Annotated in this window: 1 protein-coding gene; it reads left to right on the top strand. The window is 62.9% G+C overall.

Annotated elements, in window-relative coordinates; translation table 11 throughout:
* Window positions 1-1082 (top strand): DUF1302 domain-containing protein (locus ACTV8E_RS20680; protein ID WP_443200698.1); only part of this gene is annotated, 1082 nt, incomplete at both ends.

Below are 1082 nucleotides of genomic sequence, written 5' to 3'. Positions count from 1 at the left end.
GCCAATCAGGCGCACGCCTTCAGCATCGACAGCGGCAACCCCGACCTCACCATGAGTCTGGACACCACCGTTCGCTACAACCAGGGCTGGCGGGTCGATGGCCGCGACAAGACGCTGGCCAACAACGTCAACTTCGACGAAGGCAACTACCTGTTCGACAAGGGCGACGTCGTTCTCTCGCGCCTGGACATCTTCAGCGAGTTCGACCTCAACTGGAACAACCAGTACGGCCTGCGCATCAGCGGCGCGGCCTGGTACGACCACAACTTCCCCGACAAGAGCCAAAGCGCCCCCGGCATGGAAGCCATGGCCAACTACCAGGGCAACCGCTACTCCGGCCTGGTCAAGCGCTACTACGCCGGCCCGTCCGCCGAGTTCCGCGACTATTTCGCCTGGGGCAACTTCAACATCGGCTCCACCGACCTGAACCTCAAGGCCGGCAGCTTCGCCTGGCTGCCGGGCGAATACCTGTTCGGCAACGGCAGCAGCATGTCCTACTCGATGTCGCCGAACGACGGCCTGCTGAGCGACCTCAGCCCCGGCGCCTCGGCCAAGGAAACCGCCCTGCCGATCGGCCAGGTCGCAGCCAACTGGCAGCTCATGCCCGAACTGTCGCTGATGTTGCAGTACACCTACGAGTTCGAACCTTCTCGCGTCTCCGAAGGCGGCACCTACTTCGCCGTGGCCGACGGTGGCTTGTTTGGCCCGGATTACCTGGCCCCCACCGTGACCCGCGAGGATGCGCGTGAAGGCGACAATGGCGATATCGCGGTCGGCCTGCGCTGGTCCCCCGACTGGGCCAACGATGGCAGCTTCGGTTTGTGGTACCGCAAGTTCGACGACAAAAACGCCAGTTGGGCTAACCAGGTTGTCGTAGGCGGTGCCTATCCGGGAGCCCAGCGTTATGCTCGCGCTGTCTATGCCAAGGACATCGAGCTGTACGGTCTGACCTGGAACGGTGTCTATAAATCGGTGGGCATCGGCGCGGAAGTCAACTACCGCAAGAACATGCCGCTGAACTCGTCGCACCCTGTGGGGGCGTACATCGCTGTTGGCCAACCGGAACCGTCCAACCTGGATGG

This window comes from Pseudomonas sp. B392_1p (genome assembly GCF_052245235.1).
Taxonomy (GTDB): Bacteria; Pseudomonadota; Gammaproteobacteria; order Pseudomonadales; family Pseudomonadaceae; genus Serpens; species Serpens gallinarum.
The sequence above is the reverse complement of the archived record's forward strand: the minus strand, read 5'-3'. Positions and strand labels throughout refer to the sequence as shown.